This window comes from Nitrosomonas sp. Is35 (assembly GCF_033063295.1).
Classification (GTDB): Bacteria; Pseudomonadota; Gammaproteobacteria; order Burkholderiales; family Nitrosomonadaceae; genus Nitrosomonas.
In genome coordinates this window covers 2,131,065-2,149,318 of record NZ_JAWJZH010000001.1, presented here as the reverse complement: position 1 = coordinate 2,149,318, position 18,254 = coordinate 2,131,065, and the positions used below count along the sequence as shown (strand labels likewise).

The following is an 18,254-nucleotide window of genomic DNA, read 5'->3' as shown; positions in this document are numbered from 1 at the left end:
ATTGGGGAATTTGTAACGTACAGTGTTAGGAATATATGGACGGACTTCAGAGAGTAGCGAATCTATCGCAGCAACAAAGTGATTTTACGGTTAACGGTGAAACCCCTGAATCGGATATGGCAACAACCCTGAATCAGGATGGTATCAACACCGCCGAGCTGGAAACGAAATTTGACCAAGCTCGTACAGCCATGCTGGCATTACAAAATCCGGACGGACACTGGTGTTTTCCGCTGGAAGCGGACTGCACGATCCCGGCCGAGTATATTTTAATGATGCACTTCATGGATGAGATCGACGTGATTTTGGAAAACAAGATCGCCCGTTTTATCCGTGACAAGCAGGACATGACGCACGGCGGCTGGCCGCTCTATTATGGCGGCGCGTTTGATATCAGCTGCACGATCAAATCGTACTATGCGCTGAAGCTGGTGGGGGACTCGACTGATGCGCCGCACATGGTGCGCGCACGGGAAGCTATTTTGGAACGCGGCGGGGCAGCCAAAGCCAATGTGTTCACGCGTTTGTTGCTGGCTATGTACGATCAGATCCCGTGGCGTGGCGTGCCGGTGGTGCCATCGGAACTGGTGCTGCTGCCAAGCTGGTTTCCTTTTCATATCAGCAAAGTTTCGTACTGGTCACGTACCGTGATGATACCGCTGTCCATTCTGTGCACCATGAAAGCGCGTGCGATCAATCCGCGTAAAGTGAATATTCGCGAATTGTTTATCGTGCCGCCGGAAGAGGAAAAAAATTATTTTCCCAGAGCGGATACCGTTCTGAAGCGCGCATTTATGCTGGTTGAGCGTATTTTGTCGCGGGTGGAGCCGAAGCTGCCGCAATCAATCCGGCAATATTCGATCCGTAAAGCGGAACGCTGGACGCTTGAACGTCTGAATGGCGAGTGCGGTATCGGTGCGATTTTTCCGGCCATGGTTAATGCGCATGAAGCATTGACGCTGTTGGGCTATGCCTATGATCACCCTAATCGAGTGCAATGCCGTAACGCGCTGCGTGGATTGCTGGTCGACGAAGGCGAGCGCATTTGGTGTCAGCCCTGTACATCGCCGGTCTGGGATACGGTATTGACCAGCTTGGCATTGCAGGAAGATCCAACCACCGGTCAAGAACCGGTATTGAAAGCATTGGATTGGCTGGTTGAGCAGCAGGTTTTGGACGAGCCGGGCGATTGGCGCGACAAACGTCCTGAATTGTTGGGCGGCGGTTGGGCGTTTCAGTACGCCAATCCGCATTATCCGGATCTGGACGATACTGCCGCTGTGGCATGGGCGTTGGATCAAGGCGGCGCGGAGCGGCATCATAAATCGCTGGAGCGCGCAGCCAATTGGCTGGCAGGTATGCAATCGCGTAACGGTGGCTTTGCCGCTTTCGATATCGATAACACCCATCACTATTTGAATGAAATTCCTTTCGCCGATCATGGCGCTCTGATCGATCCGCCCACTAGCGATGTGACCGCGCGTTGTGTCGGTTTGCTGGGAAAATATGGCAGGCACCAGCTCGAAGTGTGGCGCGGCATCAGCTTTTTGTTGCGCGAACAGGAGCAAGACGGTTCCTGGTTCGGGCGCTGGGGCACTAATTATATTTATGGCACATGGTCAGTGCTGGAAGCTTTCCAACTGGCCAAGTTCGATATGCAACACCATTCCGTGCGCCGCGCCGTGAAGTGGCTGGAATCGGTGCAAAGAGCCGATGGCGGCTGGGGTGAAACCAACGATTCTTATTTGGATAAGCAACTGGCGGGGCGGTTTCCCGAAACCAGCACGGCATTCCAAACCGCTTGGGCTGTACTGGGCTTAATGGCAGCGGGTGAGGTCAACAGCGAATCGGTTCGCAAAGGAATTAATTATCTGTTGCGCAATCAATCCAGCGATCACTTGTGGGAAGATCCTTGGTTCACTGCGCCTGGCTTTCCGCGCGTGTTCTATTTGCGCTATCACGGTTATTCAAAATTCTTCCCGATATGGGCGCTGGCGCGTTACCGTGCGCTGACCAGAACAGTCGCCGCGTGCGTGTAACCGGACTGGTGACAGCCTTACGGGCTGAAGCCAGTTGCATAGTACCGGCGCGGATTCCATTCAATCGAATGGTGCAGCTGAATGACCATGCGTGCTTGTGGTTAAGCGGCATGGGCGCGCAGGCTGCGGGTGCGGCCGCCGAAGGGTTGTATCAACAGGGTGCGATGGCGCTGGTGAGCTTTGGTGTTGCCGGCGCGTTGGATTCCACCCTAAAACCAGGCGACCTGGTTTTGCCGGATGTCATTCACGCAGGTGAACAGTTGCCGGTTGATTTGGCATGGCGTGACCGGCTGCAAAGTTTACTGGCCATCGATATTACCGTCGTCAACGGCGGATTGGCGGACAGTGCTGTGCCGCTGACGGATGAAAAAGCCAAACGCAATCTGGCGCAAGTCACCGGTGCCTGTGCGGTGGATATGGAAAGCGCCGCCGTGGCGCAAGTGGCAGCAGCAGCAGGCATCCCGTTCATTGCTGTGCGCGCTATTATCGATCCGCTTCATTTCTCGCCACCGGAAGCATTGCTCAGCGCCGTGTATCCCGATGGCGGTGTGAATCCGCTACGCCTTACGGCATTGCTGCTGAAACGCGCAGTTCGTATCGGCACGTTGCTGCAAATGGGTGCCGGTATGCGTGCGGCACGCAAAACTTTATCAAAGGTTATTCAATCCGCCGGTACAGGGTTGGCCTGAATCTAAGCCGGTGCCATTGACCCGACTCTGTTTGAGCCGATCGGACATTGTCACTTGCCGCTGTCTATCAGGATTACATCCAATAACCATGCTGTGCTACAGAATAAGTCACTGATCAGAATTGTATTTATCGAATCGGATCATTCCCAGTCTTTTGGAAAAATTCTGGCAGCTTGTGTTTTTCCCTATCCAAATAATCGTTCCGATCCGGCTCTAGGTTAAGTGTGACAAATTGCCGCTGTGGCAATTTGTCACTTTCGAACCCTCTTGCGTTAAGAAGATAATGGCAATTATCTTTAGCTCAAGTCTCAAGCAAATGCCGCAAGTTACTCAAAAATCTGAGAAACGATCGACCATGATCCTCGCGTTTGGATCACTCATGCTGTTATCTTTTTTCCTGCCGCAAAACCCGGCCATGATGCTTGTCATTAGCAGTGATTGGCACGACGGTTTTCATCATCCATTGGAAGGGTGGGATCATATTCTGACCATGATTGCGGTAGGAATATGGGCCGCGCAATCGCGCGGACAAGCTGTCTGGGTATTACCCCTGGTATTTGCCAGCGTCATGAGTCTTGGCGGATTTGCCGGTGCAGTGGATATCGCACTACCCTATACGGAAAATATCATTCTTCTGTCCGTCCTGCTACTCAATGTATTCATTATCCGCAAAATTCAATTTAGCGCCCCGCTTAATATGCTGATCATCGCGCTGTTTGCTTTTTTCCATGGCTACGCGCATGGCCAGGAAATATCCGCTTCCGCCAGTCTGATTTCCTATACCTCCGGGTTCGTATTCGCCACCTTACTGTTGCATGGCACCGGCATACTGATTGCGCGTTTAGTGATATTGGCACTGACTTTTTTCGTTGGTAACAACGTGCATGCCCAAGAAACTGCTCAATTGATCAATACAACCCCCAGATCAATGACGGAAATCAAGCCTGAAGCAGGTAAAGCAAAATGGGTGGTATTTAACGAGATGCGTGTGACTGAGCGGGCCAATTCACTGATAGGCGTTGCCGATAGCGCTTCTCAAGGCAACGTGGGGCAAGCCCAGATCAAATTCCGGCCGATCACGCGTCCGGCGGAAGTGCTGGAAACCATTCCCGGCATGATCGCCACACAGCACAGCGGCGAAGGCAAAGCCAATCAGTTTTTTCTACGTGGATTCAATCTCGATCACGGCACCGATTTTCTAACCCAGATTGAAGGCGTGCCGGTCAATCAATTATCGCATTCCCACGGACAAGGCTGGATAGATACCAATTTTCTCATTCCGGAACTGATCGAAACGCTGGAATACAAAAAAGGCATGCACTATGCCGAGAATGGAGATTTTTCCAGTACCGGTTCGGCCAATATCCGCTATTTTAAAAAGCTACCGGAAACCATGGTCAGATTCACGGGAGGCAGCTTTGATTATTACCGCGGATTGATCGCCGGTTCCCGCGCATTAGGAACGGGTAATTTGTTGTATGCGGGAGAAATCGTGCACAACAATGGTCCGTGGACGGTTGGCAACGATTATTTGAAATTTAACGGTCTGTTGCGATATAGCCAGGAGTACGGCAATCATGGCTGGAGTGTAACCGCCATGGCCACTAAGTCCGATTGGAAAGCGACCGATCAGATCCCAAGGCGCGCGCTGCAGCAAGGGGTCATTGGCCGCTATGATGCGCTTGATCCTACCGATGGCGGCAGCAGCCAGCGCTATAGCCTGACTGGTGAATGGCATCACCGGGGTGAGAACAGTATTACTAAATTAATGGTTTATGGGGTGAATTCCAAGCTGGGTCTGTTCTCAAACTTCACCTATTTTCTGGATGACAATGAATACACCAACACCGTCGGCTGTGCCGGTTTAACTGGATTGGATTCAGGGAGACAATTCAATCCAGCTCTTTTTAATACGTGCGGCGATCAATTCGGGCAACCGGACGATCGTTGGACAACCGGCTTCAAGGGCAGCCACACGATTTTTCACACCATCGGTTCTGTTGATTCGGAAACCACATTCGGTTTGCAAGTGCGTAACGATAATATTCACAACGCACTGACCAGAACGCATGCACAAAGAAGAACCGGCATCACGCGCCAGGATACCATCTGGGTAACCAGCATCAGTCCGTACGCGGAAAACAAGCTGACCTGGACGGATTGGTTACGTACCAGTTTGGGGTTGCGTTTCGACGGTTTCCGCTTTGACGTGAATCACAGCAATATCAGACAGAACATGGGCGAACGCTACGATGGCTTGGTCAGTCCTAAATTTGGCATGGTTCTAGGACCGTGGGCGGATACCGAGTTTTATCTGAATGGCGGTCTTGGGTTTCATAGCAACGATGCGCGCGGCATCAACACCCGTATCGATCCGCTCAGCGGTGATTCCGTTCAGCGTGCCGATCCGCTGGTCCGTACTTATGGTGCGGAGGTTGGTGCACGCACGGTGCGGATCAAAGGATTGCAAAGCACGCTGGCGTTGTGGTGGCTGGATATTGACTCAGAGCTGCTATTTGTCGGGGATGCCGGAACGACCGAAGCCAGCCGCCCCAGCCGCCGCTACGGGCTTGAGTTTGCAAATTACTATTCACCGACGGATTGGTTGACCTTTGACGCCGATGTCAGTTTTTCCCATGCACGTTTCCGCAATAAAGTACCGGATGAAGGTAATTATGTGCCGAACTCGGTCGAGGCGGTGGTCGCAACCGGCGCAACTTTTCATCATATTTTTGGCGGTTTTTTCGGTGGCCCCCGGTTACGTTTCTTAGGGCCGCGCCCTTTAATCGAAGACAACAGTAAACGCTCGGATTCCACGATTCTGCTGTCTGCCATGCTCGGTTATGAAGTCAACAAAAAATTAAGCTTGCAGGCCGAGGTGTTCAATATGCTCGATCGTAACGATCCCGCGATCACTTATTTTTATACATCGCGGCTGCCCGGTGAATCGACTGACGGCGTGAGGGATTTTCACTTTCATCCGGTAGAACCGGTGAGTTTCCGCTTGAGCTTTACATTGAAGATTTAACTTGATCCGGGGTACCTGGAATTCATCACCAAAAGGAGAAAAACATGACCTTACGCAAAATATTTTTACTATGTGCACTCATTCTGTCATCCGGTTTTGTTTTACCGGCCAGTGCCGAGCAGGTGCAACTCAAACCTTTTATTCCCGGCAGTTATCAGAAATTGCTGGATAGCAATGCGGATAAGCCTTTCATGCTGGTGATCTGGTCGACCACCTGTTCATCCTGTATGAAGAAAATGCCACTGCTGCATGATCTGGCAAAAAGCAGACCGGAAATCAATATCGTGATGCTATCCGCCGACGATGCCTCAGCAACCGGCTTAGTTCAAACCGTATTGGCGAAAAACGAATTGACCAATCTGGAGCACTGGATTTTTGCCGAAGAAAATGCACAAAAATTGCGCCATGAGATTGATCCCAGATGGTATGGCGAGTTACCCAGAACCTACTTCATCAATAAAAATAATGAACGTCATGGCATTAGCGGCGCGTTATCCAAGGAGGACTACAACAATATTTTCAAGGTGCTGCTGAATTGAAACAGTGGATGTACGCCATTACCAATGACATGCAATCCGGAAGAAAGCGTGGATTGATTGTTTCCCTGCAATTAGTTTTAGTGATCCTCGGTTGCTCGCCGGGGCCGGTGCTAAGCACGGAAGCGCCGGAAAATACCGCACTCAATCCGGCAAACAATACCGCTTATGTGAAATCGACGCTGGGATTGTTCGATATTTCATCATTCGATGTTTATGTAGACCAAGAAATTATCCACCTCATCGCGAGCGGAAAACGCTCTGCTCAAAATCAGCATGCCTCGATTCGCTATACACGCTCTGAAGATGGCGGGCGTCAATGGAAAAATCCGGTGACTGTAAATGAGTCATTGCCGGCCGCACTGGCCAGCCGTGGAAACGATGTGCAACTGGCGGCCAACGGTAGCCATTTGGTATCACTGTGGCAGACTGAGGGCGAGTTCCCAACGATGGGACCGATGGTCAGCGCTTATTCCCCGGATGCTGGCCAAACCTGGAAAAGAGGCGCCAATCCGGCCATGGACAATGACGGCAGCCAAGCTCACATCGATGTGATTGCTGACCGGAAAGGTAATTTTCACGCGGTTTGGCTGGCGGATCCCATGGAAAATGGTTACCAAGGTTTGCACTATGCCCGGTCGATTGATCAAGGCAAACAGTGGAGTCAGCCGGTTGCTCTGGACGATTCCACGTGCTCATGCTGCTGGAACACATTGGCATTGTCACCTGACAATAAACTCGCTGTTCTTTATCGCAATACGGCGCCTCGCGACATGTCGCTGGTGCAGTCGCTCGATGCCGGATTAACCTGGCGGCACGCCAGCACAGTCGGTGATTTTCAATGGAAATTCGAGGGCTGTCCGCATGTCGGCGGCGCTTTAAAATTTGCTGGCACAGACCATATCGCTCAACTGCACAGTGTTGTTTGGACCGGCGTTGAAGACAAATCCGGTTTATATCATCTCTCTTCAAGCGATAACGGCCAAACCTGGTCGATTCCCCGGAAACTCGGGAGTATGGCAACGAATGGCGATATTGCGGCGCGCAATCGCAATGCTGTTGCGGCCATTTGGAATGAAATGGAACCGGATGGAGCGAGTATTTTTTACGCGAAATCAGAAGATGGCGGCGCGACCTGGTCAACGCCCAAACGTTTGACCGAAGCAAAGTATTCCGCAACGCAACCCAAATTAGTGGCGACAAAACATGGATTTTTAGCCGTATGGACGGAAAAAAACAAGCAGCATTCCAGTGAATTGGCTTGGTATGTTTTTGAATAATGTATAGCACTGATTCATCACGCGATCACGCCTGACGGCAGGGTGTGGGTTGCTATCACTACATTTTTACAGGAGAAACGCTATGGCACGTTGCAGTATCTTTTTTTCAATGAATCTACTGATGTGTTTGTTCTTTATTACTTTCTTAATCTTACCGGAAGCCGCTTTCGCGCATGCTGTCATGGTGAAATCGGTACCTGAAAAGGATAGCACCATCACCACGTCACCGAAGCAGGTGGATGTCTGGTTTAACGAGCATGTCAGGAGCGCTTTTAAATCGCTTGCCGTGATGAATAGTGCAGGAAAACGTGTTGATAACAAGGATATTGAACAGGAAGTGCTGGATCCCTCGCATATCTATATCAGCATTCCGCAGCTCCCTCCGGATACTTACACCGTCCGGTACCGCGTGATATCCGCGGATACACACGCGGTTTCGGGCAAATTTGACTTTACTGTTGCGGAATCCGACTAGCTTCAATACCCATATTCCTTATCGATAGGAGCGCACTACATGATGAAACCATTCACTACCAAACAGTTATTAACGATTCTATTATGCGGCACCATTTTGCTGTTACCTGCCTGCAGCAAGAAAAATGTAACCGCCCCGGTGCAATTTGACTATACCGAAACGGTGGGTTGCCTCGTCACTAATGATTTGTACGCAATTTATTTCAGTGCTTATCTGAAGCCTGAAGGTGATCTGGAGAATATAAAAGGGAAAGATAGAAATAAATTGTTACGATCTTATTGTAAAAAAATCCCCAAAACGGGCTCGCTTTACTTTACCGCAGATCTGGTTGACGAAGACGCAAGGGAAACGCCTATCAGTGTCCGCTTGGTTAAACAAGAACTGATCGGACAGGATGAGAAGAAAGTGGAAAACTTCAAGGATACCGGCACCATTTTTGAAGTACCGGCGAAGCTGTACCCGCGGGGAATGGTGGAGACACATATCGAACTGGACAAAGAAGGGTTTTACGCGCTGTACCTTTCAGTCGGGGAAGAAAATACAATAACCGAAGAAAATATACTTAGAATTCCATTGCACGTCGGTGTCGATCCTGATGCGGTATCCCCGTGGCATATTGCGCTAAGAATCCTGGCCGTTTGCTTGGGATTAATTATTCCCGTTATACTGGGATTGATTATGTTCTCTCCCATCATTCCGGCTAAGCAATGGGTTCAGGAAATCAGTAGAAGAAGTTTCTTTTTGAGTCATAAGCAAGGCATTGAAACTCAAAAATAACAGAGAATTAGTGAACGGTAACCGCTGGTGTCTTGCTAGGCTAGCTGCTGCACCGCGGAACCGGATACTGCACCGGGGGTTTACGCAACTCCCGGTAAAACGCTTCTAAAGAATCAGCGCTTTCCGGCGGTCAAATTGAATAAATGAGGCCAATATCGTGATACTCGGAAGCCGTGAGATCAGCGCAAATATCTTTCCCGGAAAAACATCAGATCAATTGTGCGAGAACATGCGCCATTAGAAACCGCAATAACGCTGGTAATCACTATTGTCAAAATGCTGGCACATCAATCAATCCACTGATACCTCCAGAAGTCCGATCGCCGCTGTAGTGCCAATGGCGTTTTTTATGTTTACAGTCTTATAGGCGTGAATCCATGCGCGTTCAATTTGCGTTGTTATGGTCATGCAAAATTCTTCCCAATCTGATGCCGGCGCGCTATCATGTTTTGATAAGGGGGGCTATCAATTGAAGATTATCGGAGTTGTTACGGCACTGAAGTCAGAAGCAAGCTGTTTGGTGGATAAACGTCGTTTTCCTCTTTATCAAGTGGTGGATATCGGGGATAGAACCTCGTTGTGTCTCAGCAGCATAGGAGGTAGCGCGGCGCGCGGGGCGGCATTGAAATTGTGCGGGCAGAACATTAATGCTTTAGTCAGTTTTGGTGTGGCTGCGGCCTTGGATGACAAGTTAATTCCCGGCGATCTGGTATTGCCCGAAGCAGTTATGATGGACGGCGAGATCCTGCCGGTGGATATGGAATGGCGCGACCGGCTGCACGGTATCATGTCAAAACACGTCACGGTTACGAACGGAATCCTGACATCTTGTGAAGCGCCGCTCACTACCCGCGCGCAAAAACTGGCGTTGGGTGAGGCTACCGGTGCTTGCGCGGCGGATATGGAATCGGCGGCCGTGGCAAAAGTGGCGGCCGATGCCGGCATTTCGTTTCTCGCTATCCGGGCGATTGTCGATCCGCTCGAATTTTCCCCGCCGGAGGCATTGATGGGCGCGGTATATCCCGATGGCAGCGTGGATGCCATTCAGCTCATTAAATTGGTGCTTAACCGGTCGGTCTCAGTCGTGACGCTGATCCACCTCGCGCTTGGAATGCACGTAGCGCGCTCCGCCTTAACGGAGGTCGTGCAAAAAACCGGACTGACTTTCGCGAGTGATTACATGCTTTATCGTGATGCCGAGTTAAGCGAGAGCAGATCAGTCGATACGAGTGACTGAAACTGCAATGCCGCCAGCCGTGCATACAGCGGACTGGATTGCAGCAATTGCGCATGTGTGCCGATCGCATCCAGCCGTCCGTGATCGAGCACGGCAATCCGGCCGGCGGATTGCACCGTAGCCAGACGATGCGCGATGACCAACGTGGTTCGATTGCGCATCAGCTGCTGCAATGCTTGTTGCACCCAATATTCGCTTTGCGCATCCAACGCGCTAGTGGCTTCGTCCAGCAGCAGAATCGGCGCATCCGCCAGAATCGCCCGGGCAATCGCCAGCCGCTGTTTCTGCCCGCCCGATAAACCCAAACCGGCATCTCCCAAATGCGTTTGATAGCCTTGCGGTAATTGACAGATAAACTCATGCGCGTAAGCCGCTTCAGCCGCTGCTTGCACATCCGCATCGCTGGCATCGGGGCGGGCATAGCGCAGATTGTCGCCGATGGTGCCGTAAAACAACGCCGGGGTTTGCGATACCAGCGCAAAGCAGCGGCGCAAGGCAAAAAGATCGAGTTGCCGGATATCGATACCTTCCAGTTTTATAGCGCCGGACTGGCTGTCAAAGAAACGCAACAGCAAATCAAACAACGTCGACTTGCCCGCTCCGGAAGGGCCGACCAGCGCCAGTGTTTCGCCTGCCCGGACTGTCAATGTCAGATTGTCGATGGCCAGCACATCGGGACGGGAAGGGTAGGCGAAGCACAGTTGATCGATGGCGATATTTCCCGATACGTTGGTTAACGGCTGAGGGGTTTCCGGTGATTGAATCAGATTCGGCGCTTGCAGCAATTCCATGGTGCGCTCGGCGGCACCGGCGGCGCGTTGCAGTTCGCCGATGACTTCCGAAATGGAAGCAACCGCCGAGCCGACAATGACACTGTAGAAAACAAACGCCGCCAGCTCGCCCGCGCTGATCCGGCCTTCGATCACATCGATACCGCCGACCCATAGCATCAATCCGACAGCGCCCATCACCAGCAAAATGACCAGGGTAATCAACAATGAACGTTGCAGGGTGCGTTGTTTGGCGACGGCGAAAGCTTCTTCAACCTGAGTGTGAAAGGTGCGCTGATCGATGGATTGATGATTGTAGGCCTGCACGGTTTTAATTTGCCCGAGCACTTCGCCGACATAGGCGCCGACCGCGGCGATTTTATCCTGGCTTTGGCGCGACAAATGCCGCACGCGGCGGCCATAAATCAAGATCGGTACTACCACCAGCGGCACGCAAATCGTCACCAGCGCGGTCAACTTCGCGTTGGTGATAAATAACCAGATGATGCCGCCAATCATCATGATTAAATTGCGCAACGCGAACGATACCGATGAGCCGATCACGGTTTGCAGTAACGTCATATCGGCAGTCAGGCGCGACTGGATTTCGAGGCTGCGGTTTTCCTCGAAAAAGCCCGGATGCAGGTGGATCAGATGATTGAATACTTTGCTTCGGATATCGGCAATCACCCGCTCGCCCAGCCAGGTAACCCAGTAATAGCGCGTAAACGTGCCGACGGCCAAGGCGATCACCAGCAGTAAAAAGATCACCACATACTGACTGAGCAGTTCCTTGGATTGCGTGGCGAATCCCTGGTCGATCATCAACCGGATACCTTGCCCGATGGACAATGTAATCGTCGCGGTAAATAACAGCGCCAGCAAACTGTAGACGACCTGGTGCCGGTACGGCGCGATAAACTGCGCTGCTTTTTTGATGCTCTGCCAGCGGGTTTGTGTGTTCTTTGGAGAATCTGTCATGAATGAATCCCGCCGGATAGCGGGCGCTACTGTGATTGCTATAAGATGGGCGGGTTAATCTTGAGAATTGGGTTTTTTCACAAATCCGGCGATGAGCAGTATCCAGGCAACGATCAACCCGATAATGGCCGGGATATGCGTGAGTTTCACAAACTGCTCCTGCCACATAGCACCGCCGCTTGCACCGGCCTGCTGCGCCGCGATTGCCAGCGATTCCGCAGTACCCCACCAGGCATTGGCGATTTCGGAAATGACGGTGAGCCACGTCAAACAAGCGGCAATCAGCATGACCAAGGCCGAGCGCGCGCTGACTTTATGTGGCAGCGTAAGAAGCGGCACCGCCATCAAGATGAACAGCATACCGTTCAGCACCGCTTGAATATGCGCGCTCAGCGCCAGCCGCGGGAAGGGCGTGTGCGGTATCACCAGTCCCCAGATGATGCCCACTAATACCAATGCCAGTCCGTGGATCAGGATTTGTCTTGCTCGGCTTTGTACATTTATGTCAATGCCTTTGATCATTTATTGTACTTTAGCGACATGTTTCCGTGAGTTTCCTTCTCTTGCAAGTTTTCCCTCGCGCATAAGTAAACCAATAATACTATATGAGAGATAATCCTTCGAACCACCACCATAATCACTCTTTAGGCCTAAAAGACTTGCAGCATCAGAATTTGAGATTCCTGATGGGTTCGCTTTAGCAAATTCGAGAACCGCATCTTTTAATAATGAGAGTCCGATTTGAGCTTTTTCTTGTGCGCCGTGAGGTACAACGATAGAAGATCTCACTTTTCCAGATAACCCGGAAGGAATGATTACATTTGTAAGAAAACCACCTGTATCAATTGTGCCAAATGCGGATATCAACTCAGCTTCAAGCTTAATTGATTGCGCTTCACTGACTGAATCAACCAATATCGTAACAAGAACCTGAGCGCCTTGGTCCATAATCTCTTGGATTAATTTACCTTTCCGGGAATTATCGGGTTTTATCAGGTGATCATAGGCTCTTACACCAGTTCCTTTCCCAATGTAAAAAGGCTTGGCTGGTGAAGAACGCGGATCTTTTAAAGCGTAGACGTAATAGGAGGTTTCTATCATTGGGAGGATTAAAGGGTTACACAAAATCAATTTTTCTATTTTTAATGATATTGTAAAAATAATGATTTAATCTTTTCTTTCTGTCACTTCCACCAAATGATAGCCAAACTGTGTTTTGACCGGGCCTTGCACTTCACCGACCGGTGCGCTGAACACGACGGTATCGAATTCCTTCACCATTTGGCCGCGGCCAAATTCGCCTAAATCACCGCCTTGCTTGCCGGAAGGACAGAGCGAATGCTGCTGCGCTATTTCGCTGAAACTGACGCCGTTTTCGATTTCGGCTTTCAGGTTGTTACATTGTTCTTCGGTTTTTACCAGAATATGACGTGCGCTGGCTCGTGCCATGAGATTCTCCTTTGGTATTTATCAAAAATAATTTGCCGTACATGGTACATTTAAGCACAGATTGGCGTGCTGATTGAAGCATTGTGCCATTTTTACGCGAAGAGGGTGAGATGAAAATTTTGTGCGGTGGCGGTGCGAATGCTTGAGTTAATGAATGTCAACAAAGCGTATGCCGAGGGACGGAAAGTGCTGACCGGTTTAAGCTATACGCTGGAAGCGGGCGAGTATGTCGCGATCATGGGCGAGTCGGGCGTGGGTAAGTCGACCTTGCTGAATCTGGTCGCCGGGTTGGATACGCCGGATTCGGGCGAGATCCGTATTAACGGCGTGGCGATTTCATCGCTGGACGACGATGCGGCGACGCGATTGCGGCGCGAGCAGTTCGGTTTTATTTTTCAGGCGTTTCATGTGCTGCCGCACCTCACCGTGTCGCAGAATGTTGCCTTGCCGCTATTGTTGAACGGTGCGGCAACGGAGCGCGTGGCACAGATGCTGGCGGATGTGGGATTGCACGATCGCGGGCATCATTTTCCGCGCCAGTTGTCCGGCGGCGAACTGCAACGCGTGGCGATTGCACGGGCGCTGGTGCATCGGCCCCAATTGGTGCTGGCGGACGAACCGACCGGCAACCTCGATCCCGATACGGCGCATGAAATTCTCCAATTGATGCGCACCGAAATCAAAGCCAATGGCGCTACCGGCATTCTCGTGACGCACTCGCATGCCGCCGCAGCGACAGCGGACCGGGTGCTGAATTTGACCAAGGACGGTTTGCATCCGGCCAAACCCGGCGAGCGCATATGAACACGGCGACGTTATCGCGCTGGCTATTGCTCGGTGAGTGGCGCGCGCATTGGGTGCAAATGATCGTGGCGCTGATCGCCATCGCGATCGGCGTGGCCATGGCGTTTTCCATTCATCTGATCAATACCGCGGCGTTCAATGAATTTTCCGCGGCCAGCAAAAGTTTGTCCGGGCAATCGGATCTACAGGTGCGCGGGCGCAAAGCGTTCTTTGACGAAGCGCTATACCCTGTGCTGGCGCGGCATGACGGTGTCGCAGTGGCGAATCCGGTGTTGGAATTCGATGTGGCGATACCCGGTAAGCAGCAAAACAGAAACGATCACAAACTGAAAATCATCGGCATCGACATGTTCCGGGCGATGCGGATTTCACCCGATCTGCTCGGATTGGTTGAAGAAGGGAAAACGCTGGACCGGTTGGCGGACGATGCGATTTTTCTTTCACCTGCGGCAATGGAATGGTTACAGGTTGAACAAGGCGATGCGCTGCAATTGAATGCCGGATTGCAAGCCGTTACGTTGCGTGTGGCGGGCGGTTTGGTGCGCGCCAGAGCGGGGCAGCGTATTGCGGTGATGGATATCGGCGCGGCGCAGTGGCGCTTTCAGCAGCTTGGCGTGTTGTCGCGCATCGAACTGAAACTGCGCGATGGTGTCAATCACGCGGCGTTTAAAGCCAAACTGGCTGAAGAATTGGGCGAAGCGTATTGGGTGACCGAAGCGGCCGATCAGGAAAAGCGGATTGCCAATATGTCGCGCGCCTACCGCATTAATTTGAACATGCTGGCGCTGGTGGCGCTGTTTACCGGCACCTTCCTGGTTTTTTCCACACAAGCATTGTCGGTCATCCGGCGTCGTCAGCAATTCGCGTTGCTGCGCGTGCTGGGTTTTACACGGCAGCAATTGCTGCGGCAGATCATGACCGAAGGCGGGATTCTGGGGGTGAGCGGTTCGTTGCTGGGATTGGCGCTGGGTTATGCGGTTGCGGTGCTGGCGATCCGTTTGCTGGGCGGCGATTTGGGCACTGATTTCTTTCCGGGTGTCAAACCGGGCATTCATTTCGATACCTGGGATGCCGGGATATTTTTTGCAGTGGGCTTGGGCGTGACGATGCTGGGGAGCATCATCCCGGCATTGGAAGCGGCACGGGCCAAACCGGCATTGGCATTGCGCTCCGGCAGTGAAGATACGGCAATGGCGAAATTATCCCCGCCGTGGTTTGCGCTGATTTGTTTGTCGGTTGCGACATTGTTTACGCAATTGCCACCGGTTTTCGAGCTGCCTGTTTTCGGTTATCTGGCCATTGTATTGCTGCTGATCGGCGGCATTGCATTAATGCCGCGTTTGACTGCAGGGTTCTTTTCAGCAGTGCTGACCAAATGGCAGCGTCATCGCAGCGGCGCTGTGTCTACGCTGGCATTGGCGCGTCTGGCGAATGCGCCGAATCAGGCGGCCATCGCGCTAGGCGGTATCCTGGCCAGTTTCAGCCTGATGGTCGCGATGGCGATCATGGTGACGAGTTTCCGTATCTCAATCGATAATTGGCTGGGGCGCGTGCTACCGGCCGATTTATATGTGCGTGCCGCAGCCAGCGGCGATCTGCAAACGGATGCGCAGAAGGCGATTGCCGGGTTGCCCGGTTTCGACCGGGTGGATTTTTTCCGTACCCAGCAATTGACGCTCGATGTCAACCGGCCGGAAATCACGCTGTTCGCCCGTCCTGTCGATAAAGCGGATGCGCGTAATACATTGCCGTTGACGGACGATATGATCGCTTCGGAAGCGTTGCCGGAAAATGTCATGCCGGTCTGGGTGTCCGAGGCGATGGTCGACCTATACGGTTACCGGGTAGGGGAGAAAGTCACATTGCCGATTGGTGCAAAGTCCAGCGAATTTTTGGTTGCCGGAGTATGGCGCGACTATGGCCGTCAATTTGGCGCAATTCAGATGCAATTGGCGGATTATCAAGCTATAACCGGCGATTTAGGTGTCAATACCGTGGCCCTATGGCTGCAACCGGGGGCAAGCCCGGATGCGGCTACTGCCGGATTGCGTCAATTGCCGTTCGGTGCCGCGCTGGAGATATCGAGATCGAGCGATATGCGCGCGTTAAGCCTGGAAATTTTTGACCGCAGTTTTGCGGTGACGTATTTGCTGGAACTGGTCGCGGTGGTGATCGGTTTGCTTGGCGTGGCGGCGAGTTTTTCCGCACAGACATTGGCGCGTGTCAAGGAATTCGGCATGCTGCGGCATATCGGCGTGATGCGCCGGCAGATTCTGGTGATGTTGGCGGCGGAAGGCAGTTTATTGACCGCGCTTGGCATGGTGCTGGGTTTTCTATTGGGGTGGAGCATCAGCCTGATTCTGGTTTTTATCGTCAATCCGCAATCGTTCCATTGGACCATGCAGCTGCATCTGCCATGGAATTGGCTTGCGCTGATTGCGCTGATCATGCTGGTTGCAGCGGCATTGACGGCATTGCTGGCCGGGCGGCGGGCGGTTTCCGGTGAAGTGATACGTGCGGTGCGGGAGGATTGGTAATGAAGCAAAACAACTGGAGCGGTGCAAGCGCTGTGATCGCCTTGGTGCTGCTGTTTCTCGCTTTACTGGGAACAGGGGCGCTGGCTGAATCGGACCGGTTAAAGCCGGTCACACCCGGTTATAAACTTATTTTTCCGCAGGATTACGGCGCGCACCAGGATTTTCGCATCGAATGGTGGTACATCACTGGCTGGCTGGAGACTGAAGATAAGAAGCCATTGGGGTTCCAGGTTACTTTTTTCCGTTATGCAACCGATCAGAATCACGATAATCCCAGCCAGTTCGCGGCGAAGTATCTGATCATCGCGCACTTGGCGTTATCCGATCCCGCCGCAGGTAAGCTGATGCACGAAGAAAAGTCGTTGCGGGAAGGTTTCAATCTGGCTTATGCCAAAGAAGGTAATACCGATGTGAGACTGGATGATTGGACGCTGGTACGCGAGGAAGATGGGCATTATCAGGTGGAAATGCAAGGCAGCGATATCGGTTTGCGCTTAGCACTGACCCCAACACAAATGGCGATGCTGCAAGATCAAAACGGTTTTTCGCGCAAGGGTCCGAAACCGGAACAGGCGAGCTATTATTACAGCGAACCGCATTTAAGCGTGACCGGCACGGTCTTCCGGGATAACAAGCCGGTTACGGTGAGTGGCCGTGCCTGGCTGGATCATGAGTGGTCAACCGCTTATCTGGATCCCGAAGCGGATGGCTGGGATTGGACGGGTGCTAATCTGGACGATGGTTCAGCGTTGATGGCTTTTCAAATACGCCGCAAAGGCGGGGGTAAAGTATGGGCGTATGCGGCATTGCGCGACGCATCCGGTAGGATGAGATTGTTTGAGCCGGAAGAAGTGGAATTCACCCCGATCCGCACTTGGCAATCGCCGCATACGGAGGCGGTTTATCCGGTTGCGATGCATATCCGTACCGCTGAGATTGAGTGGCGGCTTACGCCTTTGCTGGATGACCAGGAGCTGGATTCGCGTCAATCCACTGGTTCGGTTTACTGGGAGGGCGCGGTGACGCTGACTAAGGACAATCAGCCCGCCGGAAAGGGTTATCTTGAGTTAACCGGTTACGTGAAACCTTTAGCATTATGAAAATGATTTTTATCCCGGAGAATATTGACTCGAGGAATGAAAATAGCCTGAAAACACAAGGCGAATCAGCCGATAGCGCGCGGGATATTTTGCCGGATTGCATGGATTTTTATAGTAAAAATAGGGCATACTCAATTTCAATACTTTCAATGTTGTTAAATGTGAGTTAGAATTTGCCCACGCAGTGATCTTAATGGTGCAAGATGATTGCGAATAATGTACTCGGTTCTATAAAGAAAGGATTGCTGTCACAGTGAATCTAAGGAACAGAGATAAAGTGAAACGGTTATAAAGTTTTGTAATCGTATACGGAGGGACCGGTCACTGATCGGTTTTAATTCTTAATCAAAGGAGATTGTTATGGCCGAAATCAACAGAAGAGAAACAGATGCGCAAGTTTTAAGATTATTCTTCATTTCAACAGCTGTTTTCCTCGTTATCGGGGCAATCATTTACGGCGTATTCTAGGCTGAAATACTCACTAATGTCCTTTTGAGGTTTAAGTTTTACTAAAAAACTTATTCCATCACAGTAAGTGATAGATAGGACAGA

The 18,254-nt window shown here is 51.7% G+C and carries 15 protein-coding genes; 11 read left to right on the top strand and 4 right to left on the bottom strand.

Going from position 1 to position 18,254, the window contains the following annotated elements; all coding sequences use genetic code 11:
• Positions 1-35 precede the first annotated feature (35 nt).
• From shc to R2083_RS10125, 8 genes are all read left to right on the top strand, one after another.
• Positions 36-2,039: a squalene--hopene cyclase gene (shc, locus tag R2083_RS10160; RefSeq protein ID WP_317538383.1), complete on the top strand. Its 2,004-nt coding sequence runs from the start codon at positions 36-38 to the stop codon at positions 2,037-2,039.
• A complete protein-coding gene (locus R2083_RS10155) occupies positions 2,030-2,728 on the top strand; it encodes a phosphorylase (RefSeq protein WP_317538382.1) in 699 nt (232 codons plus the stop codon). The genes shc and R2083_RS10155 overlap by 10 nt, the downstream gene beginning before the upstream one ends.
• A 379-nt stretch (positions 2,729-3,107) precedes the next feature.
• The gene (locus R2083_RS10150; RefSeq protein WP_317538381.1) at positions 3,108-5,756 is read left to right on the top strand and encodes a TonB-dependent receptor domain-containing protein; all 2,649 of its coding nucleotides are present in this window, start codon (positions 3,108-3,110) and stop codon (positions 5,754-5,756) included.
• Positions 5,757-5,800: 44 nt separating this feature from the next.
• Positions 5,801-6,295, top strand: a complete 495-nt coding sequence (locus tag R2083_RS10145) for a TlpA family protein disulfide reductase (protein WP_317538380.1) — start codon at positions 5,801-5,803, stop codon at positions 6,293-6,295.
• On the top strand, positions 6,292-7,572 hold the full coding sequence (locus R2083_RS10140; protein WP_317538379.1) for an exo-alpha-sialidase: 1,281 nt from the start codon (positions 6,292-6,294) through the stop codon (positions 7,570-7,572). Before R2083_RS10145 ends, R2083_RS10140 begins: the two co-directional genes overlap by 4 nt.
• A gap of 82 nt (positions 7,573-7,654) precedes the next feature.
• On the top strand, positions 7,655-8,047 hold the full coding sequence (locus tag R2083_RS10135) for a copper resistance protein CopC (protein ID WP_317531172.1): 393 nt from the start codon (positions 7,655-7,657) through the stop codon (positions 8,045-8,047).
• Positions 8,048-8,086: 39 nt separating this feature from the next.
• A complete protein-coding gene (locus R2083_RS10130) occupies positions 8,087-8,824 on the top strand; it encodes a hypothetical protein (RefSeq protein ID WP_317538378.1) in 738 nt (245 codons plus the stop codon).
• 469 nt (positions 8,825-9,293) lie between these two features.
• Complete coding sequence (locus tag R2083_RS10125) at positions 9,294-10,061, top strand: phosphorylase (protein ID WP_317538377.1); 768 nt, start codon at positions 9,294-9,296, stop codon at positions 10,059-10,061.
• On the opposite strand, the gene R2083_RS10120 is transcribed toward R2083_RS10125, so the two are convergent.
• The 4 genes from R2083_RS10120 to R2083_RS10105 form a co-directional block, all read right to left on the bottom strand.
• Positions 10,010-11,812 (bottom strand): ABC transporter transmembrane domain-containing protein, encoded by a 1,803-nt coding sequence (locus tag R2083_RS10120; protein WP_317538376.1) that lies wholly within the window; start codon positions 11,810-11,812, stop codon positions 10,010-10,012. The two genes, R2083_RS10125 and R2083_RS10120, sit on opposite strands and share 52 nt — an antisense overlap.
• Before the next feature lie 54 nt (positions 11,813-11,866).
• The gene (locus R2083_RS10115; RefSeq protein ID WP_317538375.1) at positions 11,867-12,334 is read right to left on the bottom strand and encodes a hypothetical protein; all 468 of its coding nucleotides are present in this window, start codon (positions 12,332-12,334) and stop codon (positions 11,867-11,869) included.
• Positions 12,335-12,913: a GIY-YIG nuclease family protein gene (locus R2083_RS10110; RefSeq protein WP_317531167.1), complete on the bottom strand. Its 579-nt coding sequence runs from the start codon at positions 12,911-12,913 to the stop codon at positions 12,335-12,337. It abuts the gene before it with no gap.
• 66 nt (positions 12,914-12,979) lie between these two features.
• Positions 12,980-13,261, bottom strand: a complete 282-nt coding sequence (locus tag R2083_RS10105) for a peptidylprolyl isomerase (RefSeq protein WP_317538374.1) — start codon at positions 13,259-13,261, stop codon at positions 12,980-12,982.
• A 138-nt stretch (positions 13,262-13,399) separates the two neighbouring features.
• Here R2083_RS10105 and R2083_RS10100 point away from each other — a divergent pair, with 138 nt between their 5' ends.
• The 3 genes from R2083_RS10100 to R2083_RS10090 are packed head-to-tail and all read left to right on the top strand — an operon-like array spanning position 13,400 to position 17,702.
• Positions 13,400-14,065, top strand: a complete 666-nt coding sequence (locus R2083_RS10100) for an ABC transporter ATP-binding protein (protein ID WP_317538373.1) — start codon at positions 13,400-13,402, stop codon at positions 14,063-14,065.
• Positions 14,062-16,602 carry an FtsX-like permease family protein gene (locus tag R2083_RS10095; protein ID WP_317538372.1) on the top strand — a complete coding sequence of 847 codons (2,541 nt, stop codon included), beginning with the start codon at positions 14,062-14,064 and terminating at the stop codon, positions 16,600-16,602. Before R2083_RS10100 ends, R2083_RS10095 begins: the two co-directional genes overlap by 4 nt.
• Positions 16,602-17,702, top strand: coding sequence for a carotenoid 1,2-hydratase (locus R2083_RS10090; RefSeq protein ID WP_317538371.1), 1,101 nt, complete (start codon positions 16,602-16,604; stop codon positions 17,700-17,702). Before R2083_RS10095 ends, R2083_RS10090 begins: the two co-directional genes overlap by 1 nt.
• Positions 17,703-18,254 lie beyond the last annotated feature (552 nt).

Coding starts and splice junctions, on each gene's coding strand:
- shc (WP_317538383.1), top strand. CDS start 36: ATGGACGGACTTCAGAGAGTAGCGAATCTATCGCAGCAACAAAGTGAT.
- R2083_RS10150 (WP_317538381.1), top strand. CDS start 3,108: ATGCTGTTATCTTTTTTCCTGCCGCAAAACCCGGCCATGATGCTTGTC.
- R2083_RS10145 (WP_317538380.1), top strand. CDS start 5,801: ATGACCTTACGCAAAATATTTTTACTATGTGCACTCATTCTGTCATCC.
- R2083_RS10135 (WP_317531172.1), top strand. CDS start 7,655: ATGGCACGTTGCAGTATCTTTTTTTCAATGAATCTACTGATGTGTTTG.
- R2083_RS10130 (WP_317538378.1), top strand. CDS start 8,087: ATGATGAAACCATTCACTACCAAACAGTTATTAACGATTCTATTATGC.
- R2083_RS10120 (WP_317538376.1), bottom strand. CDS start 11,812: ATGACAGATTCTCCAAAGAACACACAAACCCGCTGGCAGAGCATCAAA.
- R2083_RS10115 (WP_317538375.1), bottom strand. CDS start 12,334: ATGATCAAAGGCATTGACATAAATGTACAAAGCCGAGCAAGACAAATC.
- R2083_RS10110 (WP_317531167.1), bottom strand. CDS start 12,913: ATGATAGAAACCTCCTATTACGTCTACGCTTTAAAAGATCCGCGTTCT.
- R2083_RS10105 (WP_317538374.1), bottom strand. CDS start 13,261: ATGGCACGAGCCAGCGCACGTCATATTCTGGTAAAAACCGAAGAACAA.
- R2083_RS10100 (WP_317538373.1), top strand. CDS start 13,400: ATGCTTGAGTTAATGAATGTCAACAAAGCGTATGCCGAGGGACGGAAA.
- R2083_RS10095 (WP_317538372.1), top strand. CDS start 14,062: ATGAACACGGCGACGTTATCGCGCTGGCTATTGCTCGGTGAGTGGCGC.
- R2083_RS10090 (WP_317538371.1), top strand. CDS start 16,602: ATGAAGCAAAACAACTGGAGCGGTGCAAGCGCTGTGATCGCCTTGGTG.